We start from the raw sequence: 2,644 nt of genomic DNA on the forward strand, positions 1-2,644 counted from the left end.
GGGAGTGAAATAGAACCTGAAACCTTGTGCCTACAAGCTGTGGGAGCGGACTTGTTCCGTGACCGCGTGCTTTTTGCATAACGGGCCAGCGAGTTACTCTGTAGTGCGAGGTTAAGCGTAAGTGTAGCCGTAGCGAAAGCGAGTCTGAATAGGGCGTCAAGTACTGCGGAGTAGACCCGAAGCCGGGTGATCTATCCATGAGCAGGTTGAAGCTTGAGTAAAATCAAGTGGAGGACCGAACCAGTATCGGTTGAAAACGATTTGGATGACTTGTGGATAGGGGTGAAAGGCCAATCAAACCCGGTGATAGCTGGTTCTCCCCGAAATATATTGAGGTATAGCGTGTGATTAGTCTTGCGGAGGTAGAGCACTGACAGGGCTAGGGGCCCCACCAGGTTACCAACCCCTATCAAACTCCGAATGCCGTAAGATGATGTCATGCAGTCAGGCTATGGGTGCGAAGGTCCATGGCCGAAAGGGAAACAGCCCAGACCAACAGCTAAGGTCTCGAAATCAATGCTAAGTGGGAAAGGTGGTGGAGTTGCTGATACATCCAGGAGGTTGGCTTAGAAGCAGCCATCCTTTAAAGAAAGCGTAATAGCTCACTGGCCTAGCGATTCTGCGCCGAAAATGTAACGGGGCTAAGCATTGTACCGAAGCTTTGGGTTCATAGTTTACTATGAGCGGTAGGGGAGCGTTCTCAGATGGGATGAAGGTGAACCGTGAGGTTTGCTGGACTAATGAGAAGTGATTATGCTGGCATGAGTAACGATAAAATATGTGAGAAACATATTCGCCGTAAACCTAAGGTTTCCTGGGTAAAGTTAATCTTCCCAGGGTAAGTCGGCCCCTAAGGCGAGGCAGAAATGCGTAGTCGATGGGAAACAGGTTAATATTCCTGTACATGCATATGTGTGCGATGGAGGGACGCAGAAGGATAGACGGTCCGGGTGTTGGAAGTCCCGGTGCAAGCGAGTAGGCTTGAGGAGTAGGCAAATCCGCTCTTCTTTAAGGCCGAGACGTGATGCCGTGTCATTAAACCGACTGAAGCCGTTGATTCCATGCTGCCAAGAAAAGCTTCTAAGTTTAGCATATGCGTACCGTACCGCAAACCAACACAGGTAGGTGGGTCGAGCAGACCAAGGCGCTTGAGAGAACTCTGGTTAAGGAACTCGGCAAAATGACCCCGTACGTTCGCAATAAGGGGTTCTCGGAACCGTGATTTTATTTACTGAATGAGCGGATTCGAGACGCAGATAATCGGGGGGGGCGACTGTTTACTAAAAACACAGGTCTCTGCTAAGTCGTAAGACGATGTATAGGGACTGACGCCTGCCCGGTGCCGGAAGGTTAAGAGGTGGGGTTAGACTTCGGTCGAAGCTCTAAATCGAAGCCCCGGTAAACGGCGGCCGTAACTATAACGGTCCTAAGGTAGCGAAATTCCTTGTCGGGTAAGTTCCGACCTGCACGAATGGCGTAACGATCTCCCCACTGTCTCAACCAGAGACTCAGTGAAATTGAATTCCCAGTGAAAATGCTGGGTACCCGCGGAAGGACGGAAAGACCCTGTGCACCTTTACTGCAGCTTGACATTGGTATTTGATTAATCATGTGTAGGATAGGTGGGAGACTTTGAAGCGTGCTCGCCAGAGTGCGTGGAGTCACCCTTGAAATACCACCCTTGGTTACTTAGGTATCTAATCCAATGCCGTCATCCGGCTTGGAGACAGTGTCTGGTGGGTAGTTTGACTGGGGCGGTCGCCTCCCAAATAGTAACGGAGGCTTGCAAAGGTTCCCTCAGGCTGATTGGAAACCAGCCGTTGAGTGCAAAGGCATAAGGGAGCTTGACTGTGAGACAGACATGTCGAGCAGGAACGAAAGTTGGTCTTAGTGATCCGGTGGTTCCGCATGGAAGGGCCATCGCTCATAGGATAAAAGGTACGCCGGGGATAACAGGCTGATCGCGTCCAAGAGTTCACATCGACGACGCGGTTTGGCACCTCGATGTCGGCTCATCACATCCTGGGGCTGAAGCAGGTCCCAAGGGTACGGCTGTTCGCCGTTTAAAGTGGTACGCGAGCTGGGTTTAAAACGTCGTGAGACAGTTTGGTCCCTATCCTCCGTGGGCGTAGGAGAATTGAAGAGGGTCTGCCCCTAGTACGAGAGGACCGGGGTGGACGAACCTATGGTGTTCCTGTTGTCACGCCAGTGGCACTGCAGGGTAGCTATGTTCGGCACGGATAACCGCTGAAAGCATCTAAGCGGGAAGCCATCCTCAAGATAAGTTCTCCCTGGACATTAGTCCCTGAAGATCCCTTGAAGACTACAAGGTTGATAGGCCGGAGGTGTAAGCAGCGCGAGTTGTTCAGCTGACCGGTACTAATAGATCGTGCGGCTTATTTGACATTAAAAAGGAATTCTCTCTTCTCCCTATTGACTTATATATTAAGCAATATGCTTATCTCTTTTTCTTGGTGACCAAGGAGGAGGGGGTACACCCGGTCCCATTCCGAACCCGGTAGTTAAGCCCTCCATCGCCGATGATACTGCATGGTAGCGTGTGGGAAAGTAGGTCGTTGCCAAGAAATCTTTCCAAAGCCCCGATTCAATAGAATCGGGGCTTTGCTGTTTTCAGGGCTTGGGC

2 rRNA genes (1 of these 2 only partly in view) are annotated in these 2,644 nt (G+C 51.0%); both read left to right on the forward strand.

Features of this window, described 5'->3' with window-relative positions:
• Positions 1–2,404, forward strand: a 23S ribosomal RNA gene (locus QQS14_RS16065); it begins 536 nt to the left of the window's first position.
• 66 nt (positions 2,405–2,470) lie between these two features.
• Positions 2,471–2,585: ribosomal RNA gene (gene rrf, locus QQS14_RS16070) — 5S ribosomal RNA — on the forward strand.
• Positions 2,586–2,644: the final 59 nt, after the last annotated feature.

It is taken from the genome of Pseudodesulfovibrio pelocollis, from assembly GCF_030282845.1.
GTDB classification, from domain to species: Bacteria; Desulfobacterota; Desulfovibrionia; order Desulfovibrionales; family Desulfovibrionaceae; genus Pseudodesulfovibrio; species Pseudodesulfovibrio pelocollis.